At 45.3% G+C, this 25,013-nt stretch carries 24 protein-coding genes; 16 read left to right on the top strand and 8 right to left on the bottom strand.

Annotated features, from left to right (window positions below):
- Positions 1–37 precede the first annotated feature (37 nt).
- Complete coding sequence (locus tag MHH60_RS06305; protein WP_076107273.1) at positions 38–580, top strand: acyl-CoA thioesterase; 543 nt, start codon at positions 38–40, stop codon at positions 578–580.
- Positions 581–709: 129 nt separating this feature from the next.
- On the opposite strand, the gene rplT is transcribed toward MHH60_RS06305, so the two are convergent.
- From rplT to MHH60_RS06325, 4 genes are all read right to left on the bottom strand, one after another.
- Positions 710–1,069, bottom strand: a complete 360-nt coding sequence (gene rplT, locus MHH60_RS06310; RefSeq protein ID WP_036679505.1) for a 50S ribosomal protein L20 — start codon at positions 1,067–1,069, stop codon at positions 710–712.
- A 31-nt stretch (positions 1,070–1,100) separates the two neighbouring features.
- On the bottom strand, positions 1,101–1,301 hold the full coding sequence (gene rpmI, locus MHH60_RS06315) for a 50S ribosomal protein L35 (protein ID WP_036679507.1): 201 nt from the start codon (positions 1,299–1,301) through the stop codon (positions 1,101–1,103).
- Between the two features lie 60 nt (positions 1,302–1,361).
- Entirely contained in the window at positions 1,362–1,859 is a 498-nt protein-coding gene (gene infC / locus MHH60_RS06320) for a translation initiation factor IF-3 (RefSeq protein WP_036679510.1), read from the bottom strand.
- A 280-nt stretch (positions 1,860–2,139) separates the two neighbouring features.
- Entirely contained in the window at positions 2,140–3,378 is a 1,239-nt protein-coding gene (locus tag MHH60_RS06325; protein ID WP_076107274.1) for a glycosyltransferase family 2 protein, read from the bottom strand.
- A gap of 405 nt (positions 3,379–3,783) precedes the next feature.
- Between MHH60_RS06325 and MHH60_RS06330 the strand changes: the two genes are divergently transcribed.
- Both MHH60_RS06330 and MHH60_RS06335 read left to right on the top strand, forming a co-directional pair.
- Complete coding sequence (locus MHH60_RS06330) at positions 3,784–4,311, top strand: phosphatase PAP2 family protein (RefSeq protein WP_076136201.1); 528 nt, start codon at positions 3,784–3,786, stop codon at positions 4,309–4,311.
- A gap of 51 nt (positions 4,312–4,362) precedes the next feature.
- Positions 4,363–5,478: an MGDG synthase family glycosyltransferase gene (locus MHH60_RS06335; RefSeq protein WP_076136200.1), complete on the top strand. Its 1,116-nt coding sequence runs from the start codon at positions 4,363–4,365 to the stop codon at positions 5,476–5,478.
- A gap of 90 nt (positions 5,479–5,568) precedes the next feature.
- On the opposite strand, the gene trmB is transcribed toward MHH60_RS06335, so the two are convergent.
- The gene (gene trmB / locus MHH60_RS06340; RefSeq protein ID WP_036679523.1) at positions 5,569–6,285 is read right to left on the bottom strand and encodes a tRNA (guanosine(46)-N7)-methyltransferase TrmB; all 717 of its coding nucleotides are present in this window, start codon (positions 6,283–6,285) and stop codon (positions 5,569–5,571) included.
- Between the two features lie 196 nt (positions 6,286–6,481).
- Entirely contained in the window at positions 6,482–6,661 is a 180-nt protein-coding gene (locus MHH60_RS06345) for a hypothetical protein (RefSeq protein WP_036679526.1), read from the bottom strand.
- Positions 6,662–6,985: 324 nt separating this feature from the next.
- Between MHH60_RS06345 and MHH60_RS06350 the strand changes: the two genes are divergently transcribed.
- From MHH60_RS06350 to MHH60_RS06365, 4 genes are read left to right on the top strand one after another with little or no spacing between them, the layout of a single operon-like run.
- Positions 6,986–7,942 (top strand): TIGR01212 family radical SAM protein, encoded by a 957-nt coding sequence (locus MHH60_RS06350; RefSeq protein ID WP_076136197.1) that lies wholly within the window; start codon positions 6,986–6,988, stop codon positions 7,940–7,942.
- Positions 7,942–8,544 (top strand): class I SAM-dependent methyltransferase, encoded by a 603-nt coding sequence (locus MHH60_RS06355; protein ID WP_076136195.1) that lies wholly within the window; start codon positions 7,942–7,944, stop codon positions 8,542–8,544. Before MHH60_RS06350 ends, MHH60_RS06355 begins: the two co-directional genes overlap by 1 nt.
- 48 nt (positions 8,545–8,592) lie before the next feature.
- Complete coding sequence (locus MHH60_RS06360; protein WP_076136194.1) at positions 8,593–9,561, top strand: type I phosphomannose isomerase catalytic subunit; 969 nt, start codon at positions 8,593–8,595, stop codon at positions 9,559–9,561.
- Positions 9,562–9,588: 27 nt separating this feature from the next.
- The gene (locus tag MHH60_RS06365; protein WP_076136192.1) at positions 9,589–10,539 is read left to right on the top strand and encodes an alpha/beta fold hydrolase; all 951 of its coding nucleotides are present in this window, start codon (positions 9,589–9,591) and stop codon (positions 10,537–10,539) included.
- Between the two features lie 1,805 nt (positions 10,540–12,344).
- On the opposite strand, the gene MHH60_RS06370 is transcribed toward MHH60_RS06365, so the two are convergent.
- Positions 12,345–14,252 (bottom strand): B12-binding domain-containing radical SAM protein, encoded by a 1,908-nt coding sequence (locus MHH60_RS06370; RefSeq protein WP_076137468.1) that lies wholly within the window; start codon positions 14,250–14,252, stop codon positions 12,345–12,347.
- Positions 14,253–14,267: 15 nt separating this feature from the next.
- A complete protein-coding gene (gene recQ / locus MHH60_RS06375) occupies positions 14,268–16,103 on the bottom strand; it encodes a DNA helicase RecQ (protein WP_076137470.1) in 1,836 nt (611 codons plus the stop codon).
- Positions 16,104–16,273: 170 nt separating this feature from the next.
- Between recQ and MHH60_RS06380 the strand changes: the two genes are divergently transcribed.
- From MHH60_RS06380 to MHH60_RS06420, 9 genes are all read left to right on the top strand, one after another.
- Positions 16,274–17,887, top strand: coding sequence for a spore germination protein (locus MHH60_RS06380; protein WP_256715195.1), 1,614 nt, complete (start codon positions 16,274–16,276; stop codon positions 17,885–17,887).
- Positions 17,880–18,983, top strand: a complete 1,104-nt coding sequence (locus tag MHH60_RS06385; RefSeq protein ID WP_076137471.1) for a GerAB/ArcD/ProY family transporter — start codon at positions 17,880–17,882, stop codon at positions 18,981–18,983. The genes MHH60_RS06380 and MHH60_RS06385 overlap by 8 nt, the downstream gene beginning before the upstream one ends.
- Positions 18,976–20,199 carry a Ger(x)C family spore germination protein gene (locus MHH60_RS06390; RefSeq protein WP_076137473.1) on the top strand — a complete coding sequence of 408 codons (1,224 nt, stop codon included), beginning with the start codon at positions 18,976–18,978 and terminating at the stop codon, positions 20,197–20,199. Before MHH60_RS06385 ends, MHH60_RS06390 begins: the two co-directional genes overlap by 8 nt.
- A gap of 24 nt (positions 20,200–20,223) precedes the next feature.
- Positions 20,224–20,412: a CLC_0170 family protein gene (locus MHH60_RS06395; RefSeq protein ID WP_076137474.1), complete on the top strand. Its 189-nt coding sequence runs from the start codon at positions 20,224–20,226 to the stop codon at positions 20,410–20,412.
- Positions 20,413–20,513: 101 nt separating this feature from the next.
- Complete coding sequence (locus MHH60_RS06400; RefSeq protein ID WP_076137476.1) at positions 20,514–21,494, top strand: RluA family pseudouridine synthase; 981 nt, start codon at positions 20,514–20,516, stop codon at positions 21,492–21,494.
- Between the two features lie 153 nt (positions 21,495–21,647).
- Positions 21,648–22,169, top strand: coding sequence for a hypothetical protein (locus MHH60_RS06405; RefSeq protein ID WP_036681441.1), 522 nt, complete (start codon positions 21,648–21,650; stop codon positions 22,167–22,169).
- A gap of 47 nt (positions 22,170–22,216) precedes the next feature.
- The gene (locus MHH60_RS06410) at positions 22,217–22,612 is read left to right on the top strand and encodes a hypothetical protein (RefSeq protein WP_076137477.1); all 396 of its coding nucleotides are present in this window, start codon (positions 22,217–22,219) and stop codon (positions 22,610–22,612) included.
- Positions 22,609–23,202: a TetR/AcrR family transcriptional regulator gene (locus tag MHH60_RS06415; protein WP_232061171.1), complete on the top strand. Its 594-nt coding sequence runs from the start codon at positions 22,609–22,611 to the stop codon at positions 23,200–23,202. The genes MHH60_RS06410 and MHH60_RS06415 overlap by 4 nt, the downstream gene beginning before the upstream one ends.
- 158 nt (positions 23,203–23,360) lie before the next feature.
- Complete coding sequence (locus MHH60_RS06420; RefSeq protein WP_076128088.1) at positions 23,361–24,941, top strand: oleate hydratase; 1,581 nt, start codon at positions 23,361–23,363, stop codon at positions 24,939–24,941.
- Positions 24,942–25,013: the final 72 nt, after the last annotated feature.

Raw genomic sequence — 25,013 nt, forward strand, 5'->3', positions numbered from 1 at the left:
TTCCTTAGTAATTGCACTGAAAGGAAGTTATCAGATCATGACCGAAGAAAAAATTCCACAAACAACACCGGCCTTCAAATATTGCCGTGAATCCCGTGTCTTCAAAACCGGACGCGTTTTCCCTAATGATGTCAATAATCACAAAACATTATTCGGCGGTAAGCTTATGAGCGGCATCGATGAAGTCGCCTCCATTTCTGCTATGCGCCATTGTCGAACTAACGTTGTCACAGCCTCTACAGACTCTGTAGACTTCTTGAGACCCATTCGGCCTACAGACTCCGTATGCTTTGAATCCTTCGTCTCCTGGACCGGACGGACAAGCATAGAGGTGTTTGTGAAGATCATTTCAGAAAATCTATATACTGGAGAGCGCGCTGTCGCCGCTACTTCATTTCTAACCTTTGTCGCAGTCGAAGAGGACGGCACACCTACTCCGGTTCCAGCTATCATCCCAGAAACAGACGAAGAGAAGCTGATCAACGAATCTGCTAATGAACGTTCTGAGCTACGAAAAGTTCGCCGCAATATCAGCAAAAAACTCGCCGCTCAATTAAACACCATAAAGTACTGGGAATAGCTCTGCAGATGCAGAGCTTTTTCTTTTATGTAGGGAATTCCAATGCTGCTTCATCCCTATCTTACCGCACAAAAAAGCACCGCTGCATGGGCAACCCGCAGGCGGTGCTTTTCGGTTATATTACAACACTTACGCGTTGATTTTCTCTTTAGCAATACCAGCCAAGGAGTTGAATGCGTTAAGATCATTCACAGCCAGATCAGCCAGCATCTTACGGTTAACTTCTACACCAGCCAATTTCAGGCCGTATACAAGCTTGCTGTAAGAAAGACCGTTCAAACGAGCTGCTGCATTAATACGAACGATCCACAGTCTGCGGAAGTTACGTTTAGTTTGACGACGGTCGCGATAAGCGTAAACCATCGATTTCATTACTTGTTCTTTAGCTGTTTTAAAAATACGGTGTTTAGAACCGAAATAACCTTTTGCCAATTTCAACACTTTTTTATGTTTACGACGAACTACAAATCCGCCCTTAACTCTTGCCATATTAATAAACCTCCCAAAAATGTGTAATAAACTATTTCAAGTTAGCCAATCCTTGTTTCAAACGTCTTACATCCCCAGGGGCCATTACTGGATTTCCGTTCAGAACGCGCTTAGCGCGTTTAGATTTGTGGGACAGCAAGTGGTTTTTGTGAGCTTTGTAACGTGTTACTTTACCAGTTCCGGTAATTTTGAAGCGGCCTTTCAGGCTGCTGTGTGTTTTCATCTTAGGCATGGTGTTTCCTCCTTGAATATTATGCGGCGCCAAATTGCAGATAAGCAAGTGACTCCAGATTTATTGAGCTTTAGGAGCCAAAATCATAATCATGCTGCGACCTTCCAGCTTTGGCTGGCGCTCAACAACAGATATATCAGCCACTTCGTTCTTCACTCGTTCGAGGATTTTTTGGCCGATATTCGCGTGTGTAATCTCACGTCCGCGGAAACGTACGGAGCACTTCACTTTATCGCCCTCACCCAAGAACTTGATCACATTGCGGAACTTAGTTTGATAATCATGTTCCTCAATGTTAGCACGGAACCAGACTTCCTTGATATCAACGACCTTCTGGTTTTTACGCGCTTCCTTCTCTTTCTTCTGCGTTTCATAACGGAACTTGCCGTAATCCATGATGCGGCATACCGGCGGCTTAGCCTGTGGTGCTACATTGACTAGATCCAGATTAAGATCGATCGCCATTTGCAGCGCTTCGCGGATCGGTTTAATTCCGATTTGCTCACCTTCCGCACCAACCAACCGTACCTCTTTGGCCCGAATTTCATCATTGATCATATGTTCCTTACTGATAACTCTCCACCTCCGGATCTTTTTAACAACTATTCTCACGTAACTCCATAAAAAAGGGGTGCCGGTAACACCCGACACCCCGTGTTTGATCAACGTTCATGAACATTAACATTCATAAAGCATTGAGATCAAAACCAGCCGGCGAATATGCCAGTCAGGTGAGAAGCAGGTGCTTCTTCTTGCAATCCCTATGATTTGCGTACTTGAATACTATACACCACACTATTTGGGGTGTCAATCCTTTTATGCAGAAATTTCGTGAATTTTATACCTGCTTACTTTGTACTTCTTCAAGTCGCACTACGCGAGTATGCTTGGTATGGCTCCATTGCTTATTGTTCTGCGTGAAGAACGCATAGAACGTAATCGGATACCACGAGATCAAGTAGATCGGGAAGAATACAAGATAAGCATATACTTTCTTGAACGTAACCTTCTCCAATGCCATCGCAATACCAAAAGTCACCAGATTGGCGCCAATAGCTAGGAAGCTGAGCCAGATCGGCAAGCTGCCGTAAATGTTAGCGATATTCGGTCCGTTAAAGAACGCCATATCCACCCACATTACCGCCGTCATTAAAAAAGTGAGCAATACAATATATACATTCGCTCCATAAAGCGCGAGGTCAAACTTCGTTAAGCTGCGTTCTTTAATACTTTGCCAAAGCAATGGAAAAAAATAGCGGCGAGCAACAGTGAAGTGCCCCTGCATCCAACGCAGACGCTGTCTTGAGGAGGCCTTGAAGGTTAACGGCTTCTCATCAAATACCTTTGCATCATAATTGAACTTAGGATATACACCATGTGCTGCACTACGCATCGTAAACTCCAAGTCCTCGACCAAACTTGTAGCTCCCCAGCCCATTTCTTTAAGAAGTGTGGTCTCAAAACACATTCCGGTTCCGCCAAGGAAGTTAGCCATATTTAAATTATGGCGTGAAAGTTGCCACAAACGGTTAATATACCAGTACGAAATACCATAAGCAGCTGTAATCCATGAATCCTCTGGATTCTTGGTATCGATATAACCTTGGATTACCCGTGCACCTGAACAAAGATCATTATTCATCTCCATCAGGAACTCGGTATGCGCCAAGTTATCGGCATCGAACATGACAACAGCATCATATTGCCGCGGCATAGCCCACAGCTCTTTAAGCATCCATTCTATTGCGTAGCCTTTACCTCTCAGATTTGGATTGGTGCGGACACAGGCGTTCATGCCGTGTTCTCTAACGATGCGAGCTGTACCGTCTGTACAATTGTCACAAATTACGAATACATCGTACAGTTCTGATGGATAATTAAGCTGCTTCAGATTCTCCATTAATGCGCCGACAACTTCTTCCTCGTTATGTGCGGCAACAAGTACGGCAAAAGATTTTTCCGGCTTATACTGCGTCTTTTTCTTTTTCCTGTGCAGCCCGAATAATGAAAACGTAAACTGATAGACTGCGATTGCTGCCAAGATCACTTGGAGCGTAACAAACAGTGCGTCTGTCATGACCTTTTGATGCCCCCTTTTTTCACTCTTGGTGTTCTTTTTTTCTCTCTAGCTTGCTTGACGTTCTTTCTGACCCTTTTGTTGCATCCCTTAACAATAGACCAAGAGTATTCTTATTCTCGGCAGACTTCACAATTTTTATATATGCTGTTTAAAAGAATTCTATGGATTCCTTTTTTTTGAATCCTTATTTATCTCTTACCCTTTTAAACAGGTTTAGTCTGCTTGAATCATTGTAAAGCGTAATAGTGCTCTAAGTCAAAACTGGCAAATTTCGTGTAAACCTGAGCTTTTCCTTGAAATGAACTACCTTTAAAAAGTATGATTAAGACAGATCTAAGCTATAGAACGGATTACTGCATTAACATCTGTTAACGGTAGCCGGACTAGCGGAGGGAATTAGATATGAGACATTTATTCATGAAACTACATCTCTGGGAGCGGCATCTTTTTAAGTGGATCAACGGACGAATGCATAATCGTTTTTTGAACTTTTGGCTCTTTTACCTTACTCATTTGGGCGGAGCTACAAGCACGATTGTTATCAATATACTGGTATGGATATTAGCTCCTGAGCCTTGGAGAACTACAGGTTTACAAGCCTTGACAGCACTAGCTGTCAGCCATATACCCGTAGCTATCGCCAAAAAACTGTACCCGCGTATGCGTCCTTATCTGGCGTTACCGGAAACCAATACTTTTCGTAATCCGTTAAAGGATCATTCTTTTCCATCTGGTCATACTACAGCTATCTTTGCTTCTACGGTCCCTTATATGCTGGCGTTTCCTGCTTTGACCGTTATTTTGCTGCCGCTAGCTTGTATTGTCGGATTTTCTCGTATTTATCTTGGATTGCATTATCCATCAGATGTTATAGCTGGCGCAGTGATCGGTTCCTGCGTAGCAGCTGGTACTATAGCCTTATGGATGTAAAGCATTTATTGTTAATAACCGGGAAAACCCTTGAGAATAGGTGAATCAACATTGCGTAAAAAAAGAATCTTAATACTCTCGGAAGGTTTTGGCGCCGGACATACACAAGCAGCTTATGCGTTGTCCAGCAGTCTGCGCCAATTATCGCCTAATTTACAAACGAAGGTGCTAGAACTTGGGAATTTTTTAAACCCCAAGATGGCACCTATTATTCTGTCTGCTTACCGAAAGACGGTAACGACACAGCCAAAATTGATGGGTTATGTCTACCGTCACCAGAAATCATTTAATCGTCTTACCACGCTTGCCTTGCATCGTATATTTTATACGCATGCCAAAAATATTGTGAGACAACTGAAACCCGACGTAATTGTCTGCACACATTTTATACCAGGTGCTGTAGTATCCCGCCTAAAGAGATTGGATCCTACCCTAAATGTGCCGCTCGTCACCGTCATAACGGATTATGATGCGCATGCAACCTGGATTAGCCCAGAGGTAGACCTTTATCTGGTTTCAACACCTGAGGTTAAATCCAAATTGCGCAGCCGAAATATTCCTGCCACGAAAATTCAGGTAACAGGCATACCAATACATCCTAATTTTTGGAAGCATCCGGGAAAGCAGGAGATTCGAGAGCAATTCAATCTGCGGGAGATGCCAACCGTACTAGTCATGGGCGGCGGTTGGGGAATCATGAACGACCAAGTCGTAAATGCTTGTCTGGCGGAATGGCGTGACAAGATTCAGATTGTTTTCTGTCTTGGCAAAAACGAACAGCTGCTAAAGGAAATGAAAGAAGACCCGCATTATAATCATCCTAATATTTCCTTAATCGGCTTTACGCGTGAAATCCACAAGCTGATGGAGGTGTCCGATCTGCTGGTTACAAAGCCGGGTGGAATGACCTGCAGTGAAGGGCTTGCAAAAGGTATTCCGATGCTCTTCCATCACCCTCTTCCCGGTCAGGAGGAGGAGAATTGCCGCTACTTTACTGCAGCCGGCTTCGGAGAACCCATCGAATCTTTAGAGGTTGTCGAAATGTGGATGGAGCGCCTCTTAAACAACTATGAGGATGTGCAAAACAAGCGCAAACTTCATCTTGAAGACATTGCTCGCTACCACCCGTTACAATGTGCTCAGAGTATCATCGAATTATTGGAATAGTAAATTAAAAAGCGGCAGCCTCCAAACTAATTTACTTGGAGAGTTGCCGCTTTATTATTGAAGCATGCCATTTGGAGCAGTGCTTTGTAACTACAGCCGATATTTATCCAATCGGGTAGCCTGATACTGTTTGAGTGCTTCTGCACCTACAATTGCCTCGCAACGATGGATATTCACGCCACGTCCGACAAATTTCGTCTCATATTCTGTCATGATATGATCCTCGTTGATGATGCCATCTGCATGTAGGTCCAAAGAAATATTTTTCATCTGCAAGCCAAAGTCCGCAAAAGCATTTAATGAGAACTCAAAAAGACTGCGGGAATCTGTTTTCAGATGAATTTCACCTAGATCGCTAAGCAAACCGCGATATTTGTCAAGAAAACGCGGATGTGTCAAACGACGCCGGGCATGCTTGCTTTTAGGCCATGGATCGCTGAAATTAAGATAAATCCGTTCAAGCTCTCCCGGAGCAAATACTTCCTCAGCATAATCGATATTTGCAAGTGCCAATTTCAGGTTAGGCGGTGTTTCATGTCCTGCCGGCTCCCATACTGCTCTAGCCTTATCTCCAGCACGGCGGATCAGCTCATCATACATATCCACTCCGATAAAGTTAATATCAGGATATTTAAAGCTCATTTGGCTGATAAACTGTCCTTTGCCCATTCCGAACTCCACATGGATCGGATGATCGTTACCGAACAGCTTGGACCACTCACCTTTATAACTCCGAGGATCTAGAATAACTAAATCCGTCTGTTCTTCCAAACTTTCACGTATTCCTTTTCTTCCGCGTAAACGCATAGGTATTCCTCCGATTATCTCTTATACGATAACTGTCACTTGCAATATTGTGCCGAAATTGTCCCAAAAAGTAAAGGGATTGCGATAAAAAAGAAAAAGGAATTCTCTGGTTCAGCTCTTAAATGAGCTGTTCAGAGGAATTCCTTCGTTGTTGTATATTGGAAATAAATTTCGTTCTTGTCTGGCAAATCAGGATTTACTTTGTGTTTGTGGCAAATGTCTTTTTTTCGAATGCGCTACGAATTTTACGCTGCGCATCTGTCTTAATCTTAGGGTTGCCGTTAAATTCCACGCCCGTTAGTGCAAGGGCTTCATCTGGTGTTAAGTGGACTTCAATCGAATCTTTACCCTCAGCATATACCGTTTGAGAATTCATTGCTATCACCTCACGGTTATTATTATGGATCGGACGACACGAAATTATGAACTCCTGGATGAATTTCTTTATGCCACAGCAGCTTTTCACACTCTGAATATAACATACTATGTAAGCATTTTCAAGCTGAACGCGCCTTATTTCCTGCCTATTTTTCATGCCGCTATGAGGAGTCAATGTTACGCCAAGCTCGGTTTTTTGATACAATGTATTGGATTATAAGAAACGGCTGTGCGTTCTCTGGGATAAGGACGCCATCTGTCTCAGAAAAATATAAGGATAAGGAAACTTATCCATAATTATATTTTCAGAAAGGGGCTTCTCGTGTCTAATCTTCAATACACTTCTCCTCCGCAACTTTGGGGAGATAAACGTTTTCATACTTGGAATTACGAAATGCGTGAACACATGAACACCAAGGTATTCAAAGTTATGCTTGATGCAGGCTTTACCTGTCCCAATCGTGACGGCTCCATTGCTAAGGGAGGCTGCACATTTTGCAGTGCCAGAGGTTCTGGTGATTTTGCCGGAAGCCGCCGAGATGACCTAGTCACACAATTCAATAACGTCCGTGACAGACAGCATCTGAAATGGCCAAATGCTAAATATATCGGTTACTTCCAAGCCTATACTAATACGTACGCTCCGGTCGAAGAGCTGAGAGAATATTTCGAAGTTATTTTGCAGCAGCCTGGTGTCGTTGGATTATCGATTGCTACGCGCCCTGACTGTCTGCCAGATGATGTGGTCGAATACTTAGCAGAGCTGAACAAGCGTACGTATCTTTGGGTAGAGATGGGTCTTCAGACTATACATGACTCCACTTCTGAGCTTATTAACCGGGCGCATGATACGCAGTGTTATGTGGAGGCTGTGGAGAAGCTGCGCCGTCACAATATTCGAATCTGTACCCATATCATTCACGGTCTCCCACAGGAGACGCACGAAATGATGCTCGAAACGGTATCTGCTGTAGCTCGCATGGATGTGCAGGGAATTAAGATTCACCTTCTGCATCTCATGCGCAAAACACCAATGGTGAAGCAGTATGAAGCAGGATTGCTCCGATTCATGGGACAAGACGAGTATGTAAAGCTGATTGCTGATTCACTTGAAATTCTGCCCCCTGAGATGATTGTACATCGCTTGACTGGAGATGCCCCACGGGATCTCTTAGTTGGACCGATGTGGAGTCTCAAGAAATGGGAAGTGCTAAATGCCATTGACGATGAGCTTGTTGCTCGTGATACTTGGCAGGGTAAGTATTGGAGGAAGGGCTAATGGGCTTTATGTCCGTTCTAAGCTTTGCTCATAAATTAATCTCTGAGCGGCTGATTTTAGGTGACCGTGCAATTGATGCAACTGTAGGTACTGGTGCTGACACGCTTTTTCTAGCCAAAACAACCGGAGCTCGTGGCGAAGTCTACGGCTTTGACATTCAAGCTGCGGCGCTGAAGCTGGCAGAAGAACGTCTCCGGCTTGCGCGGGAGGAAACTCCTTTGCTCTCTGCCGTTACCTTACTGGAGCGCAGCCATGCCGAAATGGCAGAAGCCGTCCCGGGTAACTGGCCAGGCACCGTTGGTGCTGTAATGTTCAATCTTGGCTATCTGCCTTCAAGCGATGCCGACAAGAATATCATTACTGAGCCGGATAGCTCTATTGCAGCCCTGGAAGCTTCACTTCAGCTGCTGCGTCCGGGGGGAATTATTACAGCTGTACTGTATCCTGGCCATGCAGGCGGAGATCTCGAAGCCGCCGCTGTTGAAGCTTGGGCTGGGACTATTTCCCCTAAGGTAGCGCAGAGCATTGTATATCGCCAGCTGCAGCGCACGGACGCACCTTATGTAATTGCCCTCGAGAAGAAAAAAGATTCTCCGTCTTAAGCTTTGTAAACAATCAAACTATCTTGTAATTGGGAAGGAAGATTACGAATGACACAACCATATCCTTTAAAATTTCAACCAGAGTTTAAAGAACGTGTCTGGGGTGGCCGCGCGCTGGAGAAATTCGGCCTGAATCTACCAGAAGGCCATATTGGTGAAGGCTGGATGATTGCCGATCATGCGAATGGAACATCTTCGGTGGTTAATGGAGAATTAGCTGGACAAGGTCTGGATCAAATTCGTGAGCAATTTGGTCATGAGTGGTTCGGAAGCAAGGGAATATCAGAAGCTGGCGGAAGATTTCCACTCTTGATCAAATTGTTGGATTGCAACGACAACCTTTCCGTTCAAGTCCACCCTACGGATGATTATGTAGGATTGCCTAAAGGTGAACTGGGTAAAACAGAGATGTGGTACGTACTAGACGCTAAGCCAGATGCAAAAATCATCTACGGCCTTAAAGAAGGCGTAGACCGTGAAACATTACGCGAAGCACTGGAAAAAGGCACGGTTATGGATAGCCTTCAAGAGGTATCTGTCTCCGCTGGCGATTCCTTCTACATCCCTGCCGGAACGGTACATGCTCTATGCGCTGGTGTCGTTGTAGCGGAAATTCAACAGAATTCCGACACTACATACCGTATTTATGACTACGACCGTCCAGGTCTAGATGGAAAACCACGCGAGCTTCATATCGAGGATTCTCTGAATGTTACAGCTTATGAAGGCGCCGGCGCTACTTCGATGAAGACCGATCATGCAGTGGCTGGAGAGTGGCTGCAGCTTGCCGCTTCACCTTATTTTATTGTCGAAAAAGGGATCGTAAATGGTTCATGGGATCTCACCACTTCAGAAGACAGCTTCACTATTCTGGTTATCTGCGAAGGCAGCGGACATCTGACTTGGGAAGGCGGCTCCCAGCCTTATGCCGCAGGGGAATGTTATCTGATTCCTTCCAACCTAGGCCGTTATACTATCGAGGGTCATTCTACTGTGCTTCGCTCTTATTTACCATAAGTCGAGAACCTTTAGGAGGAATGGACCATGAAGGAAAACAGCTTTACTCTAACGGATCCCATAGGTGTAACCATCCATGTCTATGAATGGTTACCTGAGTCCGATGTGCCAGTTAGAGGAATCGTGCAAATTTCACATGGGATGTGTGAAACTGCTGCCCGCTACGCTCGTTTTGCGGAAGCTTTAACCGGAGTTGGTTATGCAGTATATGCCAATGACCACCGGGGACATGGTAGAACCGCTGGTCAAGTCAATCTGCTTGGTGATGTTGGGGAGGACGGATTTTATTGGATGCGGCGCAATCTTCTGCAGGTAGGTGCCGCAGCACTCTCCAAGCATGAAGGAATGCCCATCATTTTATTCGCACACAGTATGGGTTCCTTTCTGGGTCAAAAACTCATGTGCGAAGAAGGCAACGAAATCTATTCAGGGTTTATCCTAAGCGGGACAAACGGTCCACGCAGTATGCTGCGTATTGGAGAATCTTTGGCTAGCGCGCAGCTTAAGCTAAAGGGTGAGCATCATCGCAGTGTACTGCTGAACAGTCTGGTATTCGGCAGCTATAACCGCGCCTTTTCCCCGGTCAGAACAACATTTGACTGGCTGAGCAGCGATACTGCAGAAGTAGATAAATACATTTCCGATCCATTCTGCGGAGCTATTTGTACAACCCGCTTTTTCCGTGGTTTCTTCCACCTCCTAAGAGAGATCCATACTGAGGAATCACTTAGCACACTGTGTACAAGTAAGCCCATTTATATATTTGGTGGGGATAAGGACCCTGTCGGAATGAACGGTCAAGGCATTCCCCGTCTTGCGGAGTTGTATAAGAAACGAGGAGTGTCAGACGTTGAGTACCGACTCTATCCAGAAGGCAGACACGAAATGCTAAATGAAGTGAATCGAGATCAAGTCACAGCCGATGTGCTCAACTGGTTAGAGCGCCACCTTCCTTCAGAGATTTCAACGATAAGTTAAGAAAAAACGCGCTTGTTAGTGAATTTATGAGACGAGAAATGAGACAACAAATATGACAACATAGAAGCGATGCTCCCGGTATTTGGGAGATCGCTTCTTTGCGGTTTGCGGTTTGCGGTTTGCGGTTTGCGGTTTGCGGTTTGCGGTTTGCGGTTTGGGTAGCTTGTCTCAGCAGACTTCTCAATCTAACAATCTCCAGTGCCTCCGCGCATCTGAACTTTAGTAAATAAACTTCCTCCACCGCTAATGGACTCAGTTGACGCTGTCTTCAGCTCATCGCTCTCCCACACCACGTACAAACTCGGTTGTCACTAGCTACACATCATTACTTTCCCACGCCGCTTGCTCAGTTGACACTAACTACATATCATTACTCTCCCCGCTACTTCCGGACTCAGTTGACACTAACCACACATCATTACTCTCCCCTCTACTTTCGGACTCAGATGTCACTATCGCCACACCATTACTCTCCCCGCTACTTCCGGACTCAGTTGACGCTATTTGCTAATTTATAGCCTTTCGCGCTAGGTTTCGGACTCCAGTGCACCTATTCATGCGAAACAGGTTCATATTGGATGTTTTTCATGCCAATAGCGACTATGCGGTCCGTTAGCATCCAAAAAAACAGGATATTTCCACGTATAAGGTCCGCTGGGTCCGCCTGCGTCGGGTTACTCACCGCTTCCGGACTCAGTTGTCACTATCGCCACACCATTACTCTCCCCGCTACTTCCGGACTCAGTTGACACTAACTACACATCATTACTCTCCCCGCTACTTCCGGACTCAGATGACGCTATTTGCTGATTCATAGCCTTTCGAGCTAGGTTTCGGACTCCAGTGCACCTATTCATGCGAAACAGGTTCATATTGGATGTTTTTCGTGCCAATAGCGACTATGCGGTCCGTTAGCATCCAAAAAGCAGGATATTTCCACGTATAAGGTCCGCTGGGTCCGCCTGCGTCAGGTTACTCACCGCTTTCGGACTCAGATGACGCTAGCTACACATCATCACCATTCCCCCTACTCTCGGACTCAGTTGACACTAACTACACACCATTACTCTCCCCGCTACTTCCGGACTCAGTTGACGCTTTTTGCTAATTTATAGCCTTTCGCGCTAGGTTTCGGACTCCAGTGCACCTATTCATGCGAAACAGGTTCATATTGGATGTTTTTCAAGCCAATAGCGACTATGCGGTCCGTTAGCATCCAAAAAACAGGATATTTCCACGTATAAGGTCCGCTGGGTCCGCCTGCGTCAGGTTACTCACCGCTTTCGGACTCAGTTGTCACTAGCTACATATCATCACCTTCTTCCTCCGCTTTCTTTCGGACTCAGTCTCCAGCAGATCACCTTCCTCCACCACTTGCAGACTCAATCGTCACTAGATTCACATCATCACCTTCCCCCGCCGCTTTCGGACTCAGATGACGCTATTTGCTAATTTTCAGACATTCGAGCTAGGTTTCGGACTCCAGTGCAGCTATTCATGCGAAACAGGTTCATATTTGGTGTGTTTCGTGCCAATAGCGACTATGCGGTCCGTTAGCATCCAAAAAACAGGATATTTCCACGTATAAGGTCCGCTGGGTCCGCCTGCGTCAGGTTACTCACCGCTTTCGGACTCAGTTGTCACTATCTCCACACCATTACTCTCCTCCACAACATGCGGACTCAATCGTCACTAAGCTCCACCTCATCCCCTTCCCAGCCACTTCCGGACCCAGATGACGCTATCGCCCAAGGTAAAAAAATAGACCGTCCCATAAGGGAACGGTCTATCCTTCCACCCGCCTATTACAAAGGCAGTGTGTAGTACTGAGCGCGTTGGCTCTCGTTCTGCTGATACATTACGATTAGTAGCGTGCGTCCTTCCCTAATGGAAGCGGGATCCGCTACTGCTACAGCCGAGCTTGCTGCTTGCGCAGTCTCTTCTAAACTACTATCTGCTGCTCCCTGTAATGGCGAGTCTGCCGAAGGCAAAGCCTCCAGATTAGCCATATCAGCTTCACCATCCTCAAGGCCCTCATCAGCACGCATGCCGCTGATGGAATCCAGCACCGCTTCCAGCGAGAATGGCAACACTTCCAGCACAGTATACTTTTGCAGTTCTCTTTCGTTAAGTCCTGCTTCTGCTAACTGGGCAGAAATTTGACCCGGATTAGCCGCGATATCTTTCAAATAACTCGACCAATCCGACTTATCCAGCACGAAATCCCACCAGATTTTGCGCGGCTTGTACTTGTGTCCAAGAAAATAATCCAGCTTCATCAAGCCAGTTATAACATCCATAGACGGCGTCCCGCGATCTATCAGGAAGGACTGCAAGCGGGTGAAGAGATCTTCCAGCTGATGGCCGATCTTTTGCCAGCCTCGCTCCTCCCAGTAGTCACCGAACTCCTGAAAGAAATCGAATGGCGAATCAAATACATGACGGATCAAGTACTTAGCCGTATGGTCCATCCGGTGGCTGTTCCAGTATTTCTCCAGCACATCCTCAAGCCGCTTCAAACGAATAATGTCTGAGAAAGGCATCATATGACTGCTAAGGATTTCATAAGGTGCGTGTTCCATATACGTGTACTCATATTTAGACGCCTGCGCCCGCAGCCCCGTTCCCCGCAGCATTTTGAGGAATCCAAGCTGTAGCTCTTCCGGCTCCATAACGAATACATCATTAAACGTTTTACGGAAGGTGCTGTAATCCTCCATAGGTAGTCCGGCAATCAAATCCAGATGCTGATCGATATTGCCGCTTGCCTTAATCTTCATTACGGTACGGGACAGCTTTTTGAAATTCTGGCGGCGTTTAACAAGCTCATTCGTCTCATCGTTGGTAGATTGCACCCCAATCTCAAATCTAAAAATACCCGGAGGCGCATTCTTAGATAGGAAATCCAGAACTTCCGGCCGCATGATATCTGCGGTAATTTCGAACTGAAACACACAGCCTTGATGATTATCAATCAGGAATTGAAACATTTCCATTGCATAGTTGCGGTTGATATTAAAGGTACGGTCCAGAAATTTAATAATTTTGGCGCCATTCTGTATTAAATAAAGAAGATCAGATTTCACTCGTTCAATATCATAATAACGTACGCCTACTTCAATACTGGATAAACAGAACTGGCAGTTAAATGGGCACCCGCGGCTTGTCTCAAAATAAACAATACGTTTACTCAAATCTGGAATATCCTCAGGAAAACGATGCGGCGTAGGCAGCGTATTCAGATCGCTTTTGGGACGTGGAGGATTGACGATGATCTCTTCTCCCTTGCGATAAGCGGCACCATACACAAAGTGAAACTTACGATCATCCCTTAGCTCCTGCAGCAAATGGTGGAACGTCTCTTCCCCATCTCCATTAACTATAAAATCAATGCCAGCTTCTCTTTTCATCCAATGAAGCGGCTCATACGAAACTTCCGGTCCTCCGAGAACAATCGTAACTTCAGGCATCACTTGCTTAAGAATACCAATCAGCTTCAGCGTCTCTTCGATGTTCCAGATATAACAGGAGAAACCAATCACATCTGGCCGTTTCTGAAACAAGTCGGACACGATATTCATCACGGGATCTTTGATGGTGTACTCTGCCAAATGAATATCCTTAAATTCATGCTCACTGTACGCTTTTAGCAAGCGGATTGCGAGTGAGGTATGAATATATTTGGCGTTTAACGTGGTCAGGACGATTTTCATGCTACACGACCTTTTCTACATTTCATTTTGGAAAAACTCTAAGAATGCCTTACCGTACTTCCGGTATTTCACTTCCCCAACACCCTTTACCCTCAGCATTTCCGCTTCGGTCTGCGGGCAAACCACACTCATCTCACGCAGCGTGGCATCATTAAAAATAATGTACGACGGCACATGCTCGCGTCCTGCCAATTCACGCCGGATAAGACGCAGCTGCTCAAAGACAGTCTCATTGACGGCTGATGGCGACAGGTCATGCCCCCGACTACGAACTCTCGTACCAGATGTTGTACCTGTCCGCGAAGGCCGTGCCACACGTTGCATCACCTCACGCTGTCCGCGCAGAACCTCGGCAGCCAGAGGCTGAAGCCGTACTACAGGGTACTGGCCTTCCGACAAGGCAAGATACCCTTCTGAGATAAGCACATTGATACTCTCTGAGATTTCCTTCTCCGTCCGGCTCGACATCGCCCCGTGTGTGGGCAGCTTATCGAAGCCGTACTGCATTACCTTTTGATTGCGCGAGCCCTTCAGCACAGATGCCACCAACGCTACACCATAACGCTCCCGCATGCGGTGGATGCAGGAGAAGATCTTTTGCGCATCGACGGTCATATCCACTAGCTCTCGTTCATCCGTACATGAGCTGCAGATACCACATGGCTTGTCCCCATGCTCTTCCCCGAAATAATCCAGCTGGGCACTGCGCAAGCAGCGAGTAGTATAGCAATAATCAATCATTTGCTGAAGCTTGCGATATTCGTTAGCTTTACGGTCAGTGTCCTGTGGATTCTGCTCGATCAGGAACTTTTGCGTCATAATATCCTGCGCACTAAACAGCAAAATACATTCACTTGGCTCCCCGTCACGTCCAGCACGACCTGCTTCCTGGACATAAGCTTCCATATTTTTGGGCATATTGTAGTGAATTACGTACCGGACATTGGATTTATCAATCCCCATGCCAAAGGCATTGGTAGCTACCATGACCCGGATATCGTCATAGAGGAACCCTTCCTGGCTATCTGCCCGCTCCTGATCATTCATACCCGCATGATAGCGGCCTGCCGCTATGCCAGAAGCTTGCAGCCTCTGATACAGATCATCTACTTCTTTGCGGGTCGCCGCATATACAATCCCCGGCTGGTGAGAATGCGTAGCCGCATAATCCATAACGAATTCCCGCTTGTTCTCTCCCCGCAGCACAGACATTGCCAGATTATCTCTTCCTAGCCCCGTCATGAAAATACCCGGCTCGCGCAAGCGCAGCAGCCGGACCATATCCTCCATAACCTCCGGCGTCGCCGTGGCGGTAAATGCTGCCAGGATCGGACGTTCAGGCAGCTCATCTACAAATGGAGATACCGACAGATAACTTGTCCGAAAATCATGTCCCCACTGGGATACACAGTGCGCTTCATCAACAGCCACGCAGGAAATAGACAGCTCAGCCATTTCCAGACGGAACCAGTCCAGCTCAAGTCTTTCGGGCGCAACATAGAGCAGCTTCAAATCGCCCCGCCGGGCAGCCCGAATCCGCTCATTCACTTCTTTTCCGCTTAACGTGCTATTAATAAAGGCTGCCGGAATACCCGCAGTAGTTAACGCATCCACCTGGTCTTTCATCAACGAGATCAGTGGTGATATCACCAAAGTCAGCCCTGGCAGGAGCAGTGCAGGAACCTGATAACAGATCGATTTCCCGCCACCCGTAGGGAGGATTCCCAGTGTGTCGCGTCCTTCCAGCAAGTTCTGAACAATCTTTTTCTGGCCATCCCGAAAGTCTGGATAACCGTAATATTTTTGCAGCTCAGCCTGCGCCTGTTCAATAGTAGGTGCTTGCATCTTCATATCTCTCATAACTCCTTAGGCGTTTCTATCTTTAGTTTAGCGGTCAATGGTGTAATGAGCAACACCTCTTAACTATCATCACCCCGTTCTTCTTTTGAAATATTTACATAAAAGGTCTTCTTTTAAGCCAAGCTTTAATAAGTGTGATTTCATAGAAAGGTGGAGCGACCGTGCAAAATTGGAAACAAAAATATACCTCCTTTAAACAAAAGCCTGCACGTAAAGAGTCCTCTGCCCAGGACAATCATCCGGTCAAGCCACTGGATTCCAGCCTGAAGTGCAATATAAGCTTCATTCGACAAGTCTTTGGAGAAGACAGCGACCTTATTGTCCGTAACTTCAAGGTATACGGTAGATATGATGCGGCTATTATCTTTTTTTCTTCTGTGGTGGACCAGAATCAAATTCAGAACTATGTCTTAAAGCCATTAATGAATGTTTCCTCCGACCACTCAGAAATTCCAAAAGATCTAAAGGATTTACCTGATTACATCTGGAGTATGACGGTACAAGTCACACAAGGTAACCGCACTAAGGACCTAAATACTCTAGCCTCCGTCTTGTTGGATGGAAATGTAGTTCTAATCATAGATGGAATGGATCAGGCACTTTACTTCAATCTGCGTAAAATTGAGCATCGTAGCATTGAGCAACCTCAAACTGAACAAGTCATACGCGGTTCGCGTGATGGGTTTATAGAGAATTTAGAATCCAATATCTCTTTGCTTCGCTATCGACTGCAAACGCCCGATCTTCGTGTAGTAACTGCCCCTCTTGGCGTACGGACGCGCTCAAAAGTAGCGGTTTGTTATATCGAAGGAATAGCCGATCCAGGGCTAGTTCAAAAGGTGATGAAGCGATTATCAGCAATAAATGTAGACGGCATCCTTGATGCGGGGTATATCGAGCAATTCATAGAGGATCATCCCCTTTCCCCGTTTCCACAGGTTCAGCCAACCGAACGTCCGGATAAATCTATAGCCTCTTTATTAGAAGGACGAGTCATCATCCTTGTAGACGGCTCACCATTCTGCCTCATCGTCCCAGCGCTCTTCAATCAGTTCTTTCAGACGATAGATGACTATACAGAACGTTTTGTTGTAGGAAGCCTCCTAAGAATGATCCGCCTGATCGCATTATTATTTTCCCTTTTCTTCCCAGCCTTATATGTATCCATTATCTCTTTCAATCCTGAGCTACTGCCGACAGAGTTCGCCGTAGCAATAACTGGTGCAAGAGCTGGCGTACCCTTTCCAGCCGTATTGGAAGTTCTGATTATGGAAGTTTTCATGGAGGTGCTGCGCGAAGCAACCATTCGCCTACCGCAAATGATTGGCGGGGCTCTTTCTATTGTAGGTGTGCTTGTCATTGGTCAGGCAGCCGTAGCAGCAGGTCTGGCGAGTCCAACTACCGTAGTTGTTGTCGCTATAACGACCATAGGGTCTTTTGCCACACCCGCTTACAATGCCGCAATCTCTTCAAGAATGCTTAGATTTCCATTGATCATATTGGCAGGCTGCTTTGGCCTGTACGGAGTAATGCTGGGCACTATTGTTATTATCAACCACTTATTATTTCTGGAATCTTTTGGCGTTCCCTACATGACACCCTTTGTCCCTACAATATGGAAGGACCTTAAGGATAGTATCGTTCGGGTACCTTTATGGTGGATGCGAAGCCGCCCAAGCTTTCTTAATACACCTGATCCTGATCTTCTTGCGAAGGACATTCCCAAAATGCATACCGATCTGATTTTTAAGGAGAAAAGTGAAGCTGATGAATAGTAACCGCCCCATATCAACGATCCAAGTCATGGCTGTAATCGTCAGTACGATTATAGGAATAGGAATCTTAAGTATTCCTCGTTATATGGCTGAAGCTGGAGACAGTGGTGCACCGCTCGTGACTGCTTCTGGCGTACCTGTTGCTTTTTTGGGCTGCTGGTTTACGGCAGCTGTCTGCCGAAAATTCCCGAACGAAACGTTGTTCGTATTTAGCCGCCGCCTTCTCGGAACTGGGCTCGCGGATATTTTCTCCATTTTTATTTCTTTGTTTTTTGCTTTCTCTGCCGGGATCACCATGCGCCAATTCGGAGAAGTATGTATTGCGGTTGTCTTTAAAAAGACACCCATCGAAGCAGTAATTCTCTTAATGCTCGTACTGGTTGCCTTATCAATCCGTAGAAATATTGTGAAATTCACTTATGTCCATGTTTTCTATTTACCTTTTATTCTATTATCTGTGATAGCAATTGCCTTGGTAGCTATGAAAAATGTTGATGTTCTAAACTTGCTACCCCTCACCGGAAATCACACCACCTTTTCAAGCTTTTCCAAAGGAACGATTACGTCCGCTGGCCTTTATCAGGGCACATTTGTCATCATCCTGCTGGTTCCTTTAATGAAAAAACCTCAACAGATCCTCAAAGCAGGCACTGTTGCGCTTTGTATCATTGGATTCATTTATGTAATGATCGTTTGGGTCACTTTAGGCATGTTTGGAGCTCAAGAAACCAAATTACTTTCCTATCCAACCCTAGAAGCAGCTCGCTCCATATCCATCGGCGCAGGACTATTAGAACGGTTTGATGCTCTTTTTATAATAATTTGGGTGGTTTCTATATTCACTTCCATCTTTACGAACTACTACTTAGCCGCATACTCTCTGCAACAAGTGCTGCGGCACAAGGATCACCGCCTAATATCCAGTTTCTTACTTCCATTTATCATCACTTTTTCACTTTTTCCGAGAAATATATTTCAGGTCTATTCATTTGCTAGCATTACAGCAATAATCGGTTTGATTTTTTTGACCTTCTATCCTCTTTTATTATGGTTAGTCTCTCTAATCCGAAATAAAGGAGCCATTTCTCATGAATAAAAAAATTTACAAGCGTGTAGTTCTTATATTTATTCTCTCACTCATGTCTGGCTTACTCTCAGGGTGCTGGGACCAGCTTGAAATAGAAGACCGTGCATTGGTGCTAGGATTATCCATTGATTCCGTCCCTCCAGACAGCAAAATAAATGATGATCAAACCACTCATCTTAAAAGCGCAAATATTAACCTTCCCAAAATCCGTGTGACCGCCCAAATTGCGGTTCCGGGAAGAGTTCCACTCGGACCAGGCAGTGGGGGTGAAGGCGGAGGCGTGAATCAAAATCCAGTATGGGTCGTAGAAGTGTACGGGTACACCTTAGATGACGCCATGAACAATTTACAGCAGCAAATTTCTGATCCACGTTATCTAATTCATTTACGAGTGATTATTATTAGTGAGGACATAGCAAAAAAAAGCATGAATGATTTAAATGATTATTTGCGGCGAAATCCAGAAGTTCGTCGCCGGACCTGGCTGCTAGTATCCGAAGGGGAGGCTGCTAAATTTATGAATATTAATCCTCCGCTGCAGCGAGTGCCGACCCTTTACATCCTCTCCACCATGGAAAAAGCAGTAACATCAGGAAAATTCCCCGCTGATTATATAGGTGTATTCTGGTCAGCAGAATCCAAATGGGGCGAAAGTGGTTATCTGCCTTACGTCTCATTACATCAGGAAGACAATATCATGATTAAAGGCCTAGCTTACTTTAGTGGTGGAGTGATGGTCGGATCGACGATTCCGATTGAGATTGGCGCATATATGTCCATGAAGGGCATTAATCCGGGGGGATACTCCGATCTTTTTCATGCTGATGAATTCGGTCCGGTGATGCTCAAGGTCAACGACCGGTTCACGAGGGTGAAGGTTCATTTCAAAGAGGGCAAACCCCACATCACCTATAACCTTTTTTTAGAGGCGGCTCTAGATGAGCATTTACGTAGTGATATCCCTATCGATTCCAGCCGTTCTTTAGAAAAGATTGAAGAAATCTTTCAAAAGAGAGTGATCGGTATTTTCAACCACCTTATTGAAGAAACGCAACAAGCGCATTCCGATGTCTTTGGCATGGGTGAATATATTCGTGCATATGCTCCCTCCTACTGGAAAGCCAATATTCGTGACAAACATGACTGGGAGCAGCAGTATTCCAATCTAAGTGTTGAAGTTAAGTTGAAAACTCACATCGACAGAGTAGGTCTTAAACAAAATTAAAGGACGTTTATAGGAGGCTCTACTATGCTCTATCACCAGCTAACCTACGTAATTGTTGCGCTGCTGATCTCCAGTGTTCTGTTGCTTACTGTAGATACTAAAATATATGCAGTCAATGCTATGCACCGGGAAAAGAAATATGCCAGACTGTTAGGCTGGGTATATCTCGGTTTATTCCTGCTTCTTGGATTAGCCCAACTGTTCTATCTATGAGCATTTACAAACCAAACCAGCAAGCCTGCCCTCTCCATAGTATTTCTTCACAGCCCATGGTATATTGAGGAGTACAATATTAAAGGACGGAGAATGCATCCATGAACTCAAGAAGAAATCCTAAAGAAACAGCCAAAAGAGGTACTCGTTCTCACAGCAAGCCTACTGGCAAGCTTAACCATAAAACTAAAGCACCCGCAGCACCCAAGTCTTTTACTGTAAACGAACCTTCTGAACTGTTGCCTTTCTTACTCACCCACGTCACGGGTCGCGGACGAAATGCGATTAAATCCATCCTATCGCGTGGACAAGTGTCAGTAAATGATAAGGTAGTTACACAGCATAATTTCCAATTGCATCCGGGCCAAAGCGTTACTATTGATCAAGAGAAGCCTGTACAAACAGCAGAGATGATCGGACTTAAAATCGTTCATGAGGATGATGACCTGATTATTGTTCAAAAGGATGCTGGACTGCTATCTATCGCCACTGCGGAAGAAAACGAATTGACGGCTTACCGCCAGCTTATGGAGCATGTCCGTGTTAGCAATCCAAAAAATCGGATTTTTGTCGTACACCGTTTGGACAGAGATACATCAGGTGTAATGATGTTTGCCAAAAGCGAACGGATTCAGCAGGCATTACAAACTACGTGGAAAGATACTGTGAAGGAACGTTCTTACGTAGCGCTCGTGGAAGGCGCGGTTAAAAGACCTGAAGGCAAGATAAGCTCGTGGCTCAAAGAAACCTCAACCCTTAAAATGTATTCCAGTCCTCATGAAGGCGATGGACTACATGCAATTACACACTATAAACTTATTCAGGCTAACCGCCATTTTTCCTTGCTAGAGGTTAAGCTCGAAACCGGACGAAAAAATCAGATTCGGGTGCACATGGCAGATATCGGCCACCCTATCGCAGGTGACAAGAAATATGGTGCAGAGACCAAAACGGTAGGAAGACTTGGCCTACATGCTCGAGTGCTCTCTTTTATTCATCCAACCACTGGAGAACTGATGACCTTTGAGAGCCCGATTCCGAAGACGTTCCTGAAATATACTGCGCCTGCGCCTACAAACTAAGAATTGAACGGTATACCCACGACTGACGAGCATTCCCGCTTATGGGTAGCCGTAACTTCTACACAAGATGCCCGGTCCATTTGGTCCTGGGCGTCTTTTTTAACTTCCTATCACATCATGTTACAATATAAATAAACAAAGAAGGTGCCCTTATTGTTCCATCCTACTGTTTTCGATAATATTAAGATCGCCTTTGAGAACCAGATTTATGACTACGATAATTTAGACGGAATACTGGTGGTTACGGATCGCTCCGACCTTCTGAATATGGCGCTGATGTCCAGAGAGTTCAGTCTCTCCTTCCAATTAACTGCAGGCAGGAAAGTAACCGCCGAAATCCTGCTCACTTCGTCCACGAAAGATCTCAGCGATGAAATCTTGGAGGTTCCTAATACGGATCCCGGCTGTAATCTTTCACTTCGTTTTTATATGGAAGTCGAAGATATTCCTAGCGAATGTCAGGCGATAGACAGTATTCTGAAAGCGATCTGGGGACCTGATTTCCAGCCTGTGCAATCTTTAAGCTTCATATATGGCCAGGAAAGTGAAACTTACAATAACTGCATCGAGCTGCAATTCAAAAGACAACTTACAGAAGAACAAATGGAGGACATTCCCAACCTGCTAAGCCACCTGCTGCAAAGTGCGGAAGAACTGGAATCCTTCACGGTATAATCCCTACTTTTTAACGTTCGAACTATGGGAAAAGAGGTGTGCATGAAATGAAATTCCTGCCTGCTGCCAAAAGTAAACGTTGGTTTCTCTGGATGACCGTTTATGCCATTCTGCTATGGCTTCTCTTCCCTCTGCACCGATTTGTGATGCTGGCCCAAGAAATGGATGCCACACTCTTACTACGCTTTGCTCTTTTTTCCGTAGTAGTGGCTGGCATTGTCAACACTTTAGGCTGGCTTGGAGCACGTCTGCTCTGGGTATTTAGTACGGCGGGAATAATCATAGGCGCGGCATTTATGCTGGGCTACACCTACAAAGAGATGTCCGGTTGGGAGGATCTCGCAGGCTTCCTCGCATTTTCCTTATTTTCATGTGCCGGATTTGCACTGGGTTTATTAGCGGAAGGTATTCGTCTGCTGTATACGCGAGCATCGAAGTCTTGAATGGAAGAGGTGAAACGCTGTTGTCCAATTCTTTTCTAACCAAAAATGCATTGTCCCATTCTTTAAAAGAACTAATGGAGCATACACCGCTCAATAAAATTACTGTTAAACAACTAGTGGACCATTGCGGACTAAACAGACAAACCTTCTATTATCATTTTCAGGATATATTTGATTTGCTAGGTTGGATCTATAAGACTGAGGCTGTCGAAAGCCTCGCCCAGTATCGCAGCTACAGCACTTGGACGGACGGTTTTTATAGAATTTTCTGCTACATTGAGCGGAATAAATCCTTTTGCTGTAACACGCTAAATTCACTAGGCAGAAATCACCTGGATGCATATCTGTACGAAGTGACAAACGATCTCATCATGGGGGTTATAAACGAGTTGTCCTCCGGGATGGAGGTTTGCGAAGAAGACAAGCACTTTATAGCCAATTTCTACACGCTAGCCTTCACAGGCCTAATCATTCAGTGGATGAGAGAAGGCATGAAGGAACAACCGCACCATATGATTGAGAAGCTAAGTGATCTAATTGAAGGAAATTTTCTGAAAGCTTTACACAAATATGAGAACCATCCGTTGTAACCCTTTGGTTGCAGCGGTTTTTTTTGTCTAAAAACTAGACAGATCACCCATAATGACAAAAATCCAGACACTCTAAAGAGTTTGATTATACCTTCAAAATAGGAGTTGGTTTACATTAAGAGTGTGATTATTTAAACAACTACTTGGAGGCGACCATTGTGAAAAAAGAGTACGGTAATAGACAGGTTTATTTTGTCGGTGGCGGAATTGCATCCCTAGCGGGCGCTGCTTACCTGGTCAGAGACTGTGATTTTCCGGGACAAAACATTCACATTATTGAAGAGATGAAGATTCTTGGTGGTAGCAATGACGGCGCAGGTGACGCTGAACATGGTTACGTTGTCCGCGGCGGCCGTATGCTCAACGACGAAGCTTATGAGAATCTCTGGGAACTATTAACAACGATTCCTTCTGTCGACCGTCCGGGGTTGTCTGTGCGGGATGAAATTATTGCTTTTGATACCGCTAATCCAACACACTCAAACGCCAGACTTGTAAACAAAGACGGCAAAGTAGAAGATGTATTGTCCATGGGTTTTGATATGGCTGATCGTCTCGCTATGGGCAAGCTGATTATTACACCAGAAGATAAAATGGGAAAAGCGCGTATCAACGACTGGTTCGCCCCTCACTTTTTCACAACCAACTTCTGGTATATGTGGGCTACTACTTTTGCATTCCAACCTTGGCACAGCGCTGTAGAGTTTAAAAGATATATGCTTCGTTTCTTCCATGAATTCCCAAGAATTCAAACACTGGAAGGTGTAACTCGCACTCCTTATAACCAATATGACTCCATCATTCTGCCTTTGCACAAATATCTTGAACCATTCGGTGTCGATTTCACACTGAAATGTACAGTTACTGATCTGCAGTTCAAAAAAGGTGACGGAATTACCGTAACCCAAATGAATGTAGTGCGCGAAGGTGTCAAAGATGTGATTGATGTAAAAGAAGATGATCTCGTGATTATCACAAACGGTTCTATGACCGAAGGCTCCAGCCTTGGTTCTATGACTTCTGCTCCACGCCTTAACGGCAAAGGAAGCTCATGGAAATTATGGGAAAACATCGCTTCTAAGAAACCAAGTCTTGGCAATCCTTCTTCGTTCGATGATCATGTAGACGGTTCGAAATGGGAGTCCTTTACTGTAACTTTCCATGACTCCAAATTCTTCGATCTGATGGAAAATTTCACACGTAACCGTGCCGGCACAGGCGCTTTGGTCACTTTCAAGGATTCGAGCTGGTTTATGTCCGTTGTACTGGCTTACCAACCGCATTTCCGCAATCAGCCTGAGCATGTTAAAGTGTTCTGGGGTTACGGACTGTATCCAGACAAAGTTGGGGATTTCGTGAAAAAGAGAATGTGTGATTGTACCGGCGAAGAAATCATGCAAGAATTGATCGGTCATCTTCACTTTGAAGAACATAAGGACGAGATCATGGCTACCGCCAACTGTATTCCTTGCATGATGCCTTATATCACTTCTCAGTTCATGCCTAGACTCAATAGTGACCGACCAAAAGTTGTCCCTGAGGGTTCCACGAACCTGGCCTTTATTGGACAATTCTGTGAAATTCCAGATGACGTTGTATTCACTGAAGAATACTCCGTGAGAGCAGCGAGAATTGCGGTATATACTCTACTTGGTATCGAACGGCCTATCGAGCCAATCAACCAATATCAATACGATGTACGTACACTATTCTCAAGCTTTGTTACATCTTTCAGATAAAACCACAATTCAGCGGCGAGCGCTTCCGGATATCGGGAGCGCTTGTTTTTGAGTGTGGGAAGCAACAAAAGA

The sequence above is a fragment of the Paenibacillus sp. FSL H7-0716 genome (assembly GCF_038002705.1).
In the GTDB taxonomy this organism is placed as follows: domain Bacteria; phylum Bacillota; class Bacilli; order Paenibacillales; family Paenibacillaceae; genus Paenibacillus_AQ; species Paenibacillus_AQ odorifer.